Below are 3,234 nucleotides of genomic sequence, written 5' to 3'. Positions count from 1 at the left end.
CAATCGGAAAACTGGTACCGCGCACATCGATCATCCCGAGCAGGCAATCCGGAGCATGCGGCAATTTCGATATCGGCCGCATGTCGAGAATCTCGCGTACGTTCCGGATACCGATGCCAAAGGTCTCGCCATCGAGACCGAGCGTCAGATATTGCGCTATTTCGGCCATGACCTGACTCCGTGCGGTTGGGTTACGGGACGATGGAGAGGCCGCGCCCCGGGGCGCGGCCGTTTGTGTTCAGCGATGGAAATCGGCGTCGTGTTCGTCCACCGCGTCATGCATCTCAAGCGCAAAGCCGCCCGACCCGCCAGCCGCCTTGAGAGCCCGGACCGGCCTGGCGTGCACCGGCTTCTTGGCTCCGCGAGCGGCTCCCGACATATGGGCTGCCTTGGAGCGCAGTTGCGCGACGGCCTTGTCGATGGCCACCGACGGCTGCGGCGTATCGCTCTTGGCCTGATCGATCCTGAAGTAGGAGATGGTGGATTGCAGCTGCTCGGCCTGGGACGCCAGCTCCTCCGCCGTCGACGACACCTGCTCGGAGGCGGCGGAATTCTGCTGGCCGACCTTGTCGAGCTGCTGGATCGCCTGGTTGATCTGCGAGGAGCCGACATCCTGCTCGCGGCAGGCGGCCGAGATCTCCTGCACCAGCTGCGCGGTCTTCTTGATGTCCGGCACCAGGCGGGACAGCATGGTGCCCGCCTCCTGCGCGGCCTTGACGGTCTCACCCGACAGCGCGCTGATTTCGGCGGCCGCGGTCTGGCTGCGCTCGGCGAGCTTGCGGACTTCGGAGGCCACCACCGCAAAACCCTTGCCGTGCTCGCCCGCCCTGGCCGCTTCCACCGCCGCGTTCAGCGCCAGGAGATCGGTCTGCCGGGCGATTTCCTGCACGATGGTGATCTTGCCGGCGATGGTCTGCATCGCCTCCACCGCGCGGTTGACGGCGATGCCGCTGGCCTCGGCATCCTGCGACGACTGGTGGGCGATCTTCTCGGTCTGACCGGCGTTCTCGGCATTCTGCTTCACATTGGCCGCCATCTCCTCCATCGAGGCGGAGGCTTCCTCCGAAGCCGAGGCCTGCTCGGTCGCGCCCTGCGACAGCTGCTCGGCGCTGGCCGACAATTCCTGGCTGCCGGCGGACATGTTCTGCGATGCCGTCAAGGTATCGCCGACAACCGAGCGAAGACGTTCCACGGTATTGTTGAGGGAGGCGATCAGATCGCCAACTTCATCGTTGCTTGAAGCCTTCAGCGTCTTTGTGAGGTCGCCGGCGGCGACGGCGTCGGCGAGAACGACCGCACGGCTGAGGCCGCGGCTGATGTTGAGCGCGATCCAGGTCGCCGCCGCAATGGCAATGACGAGGGACGCAATGACGAGAGCAAGCAGCAGGGATTGCGCCCGACCGCCGTCTTCCTTCGCCAGTTCGGCCCGGTCGGCCATCAGCTTCTTCACGAACACCACATAATCGTTCGCAGCTTCCATGGCCTCGCCCGTGGCCTTGCGGCTCTCGGTCATCGAATGCTCGGCCGCCTTTGCCTTTTCGAGCTTGGCAAGTTTGATCGTCTGGTCCTGGGCCGCGTTCATGCTGCCATAGGTCGCGGCGAACCGTTCAAGCAGTTTCCTGCCGCCTTCGGTGGCGCCCGCGTAAATCTCGTCCTTCGTCCTTGCTACGGAAGTCCGAAGCGTGCCGATCTCGGCAGAGAACCGGTCAGCATCGGTATCGGAGCTCGAAAGGATCATATTCTTCTCCGCCCGAATCTGAAGCAGCATACCTTTCTCGAGCTCGGCGGCCTTTTCCATGCGGCCGGCACTCATTACCAGGTTTTCGGCCGTGGCGATCATTTCGCTGAGCTTCAGGTAGGCCATCCCGCCCGCGATCATGGACAGCAGAATCACGACGCCGAAGGCGCCAGCCAGCTTTGCTTTGATAGTCAATCGCATTTGATAGCCCCTTGGTCCCGTCGCGGGATTGGATTTCAGCTGAGGATGCGTTCCATGTTCGGAACGATGACGAACTCTTTCCGCCACTTCGTGATGAAGTGGATGAATTCGGGATTCCAGTGCATGCCGACTCGCGGCGTCTGCTGCACGTCGGCCGGCGAAATTTCCGTGACTTCGTAGACCTTGTCCGCGACGACGCCGACCAGTACCGGATCGCCGTCGATCTTGATCTCGAGCACCACGATGCGGGTGTCGGCTGTACTCTCGGTCTTGGGCATGCCGAAACGCACGCGCAGATCGGCAAGAGGAATGACGTTGCCCCTTACATTGACGACCGACGGCAGAAACGGCCGCGCGCCGGCAACCCGGGTGGCCGGAACCGGATCGATGATTTCCCGGACCAGTTCGGTGTCGAGGGCAAACACCTCGTCGCCGATTCCGAGCATCACGACCTGCATCAGCGCGGCGGCTTCAAGCGTTTCCGGTTTGCGCTCAATTACATTCATCACGCAGCCTCTTTGAGCGGTTTGTCGGCGAGTCCCTGGCCGGCCGTGATCAGTTGCGCGACGTCGAGAATCAACGCGGCACTGCCGTCGCCGAGAATGGTGGCGCCGGAGAACATCGTCACGTCCGAATGGAGCTTCGACAGCGATTTGATGACGGACTGGTGGCTGCCGATGATCTGATCGACGATCAGGCCGACGCGGGTCTCGCCGGCCGAGGCGATGATGATTTTTTGATGACGATCGGGCTCGCCGGCGGCGTCGAACAAATTCCTCAGCCGCAGAAACGGCACAAGGTCGCCGCGCATGTTGAGGAAGTCGCGTCCGCGTTCGCGCTCGTCGGCGGCGGACAGCTCGGCGCACTCCTCCACGGCCGATAGAGGAATAATGTAACGGCCCTCACCGACCCGGATCAGCAAGCCCTCGATGATGGCGAGCGTCAGCGGCAGGCGCAGCGTCACCGTCGTGCCCTTGCCCGGCGCGGTCGAGATGTCGATCGATCCACGCATCGCTTCGATGGTGCGCTTGACCACGTCCATGCCGACACCGCGCCCGGACAGTGCGGAAACCACCTGGGCGGTGGAGAAGCCCGGATGAAACAGGAATTGATGGACGTCCTGATCGGACATTACCGCGCCCGGCGCGATCAGGCCGTGTTCTTCGGCCTTGGCGCGAATGCGAACGGTGTTGAGGCCTGCTCCGTTGTCACGCACGGTCACCAGAACCTGCGCCCCGGCATGGGTGGCGGCGATTTCGATCCGGCCGATATCGCTCTTGCCCGCCACCGCCCGG

4 protein-coding genes are annotated in these 3,234 nt (G+C 63.3%); all 4 read right to left on the bottom strand.

The annotated features are described in order from the left end of the window. On the bottom strand, nucleotides 1-169 hold a 169-nt coding region (locus ABSG20_RS33205), incomplete at its 3' end, for a chemotaxis protein CheW (protein ID WP_423868672.1). A gap of 69 nt (nucleotides 170-238) precedes the next feature. Continuing rightward, nucleotides 239-1,939: a methyl-accepting chemotaxis protein gene (locus tag ABSG20_RS33200; protein WP_423868671.1), complete on the bottom strand. Its 1,701-nt coding sequence runs from the start codon at nucleotides 1,937-1,939 to the stop codon at nucleotides 239-241. A 35-nt stretch (nucleotides 1,940-1,974) separates the two neighbouring features. Further along, nucleotides 1,975-2,445, bottom strand: a complete 471-nt coding sequence (locus ABSG20_RS33195; RefSeq protein WP_423868670.1) for a chemotaxis protein CheW — start codon at nucleotides 2,443-2,445, stop codon at nucleotides 1,975-1,977. Beyond that, the coding region (locus tag ABSG20_RS33190; RefSeq protein WP_423868669.1) for a chemotaxis protein CheA at nucleotides 2,445-3,234 on the bottom strand (790 nt) is incomplete at its 5' end. The genes ABSG20_RS33190 and ABSG20_RS33195, both read right to left, overlap by 1 nt.

Origin of the sequence: Bradyrhizobium sp. (assembly GCF_049512235.1) — a bacterium.
Classification (GTDB): domain Bacteria; phylum Pseudomonadota; class Alphaproteobacteria; order Rhizobiales; family Xanthobacteraceae; genus Bradyrhizobium.
Note: the sequence above shows the minus strand (reverse complement) of the source record. Positions and strands in the feature narration are given on the sequence as shown.

What these genes read in the sequence shown, in the direction of transcription:
- ABSG20_RS33200 (WP_423868671.1), bottom strand. Translation starts at nt 1,939, where the DNA reads ATGCGATTGACTATCAAAGCAAAGCTGGCTGGCGCCTTCGGCGTCGTG.
- ABSG20_RS33195 (WP_423868670.1), bottom strand. Translation starts at nt 2,445, where the DNA reads ATGAATGTAATTGAGCGCAAACCGGAAACGCTTGAAGCCGCCGCGCTG.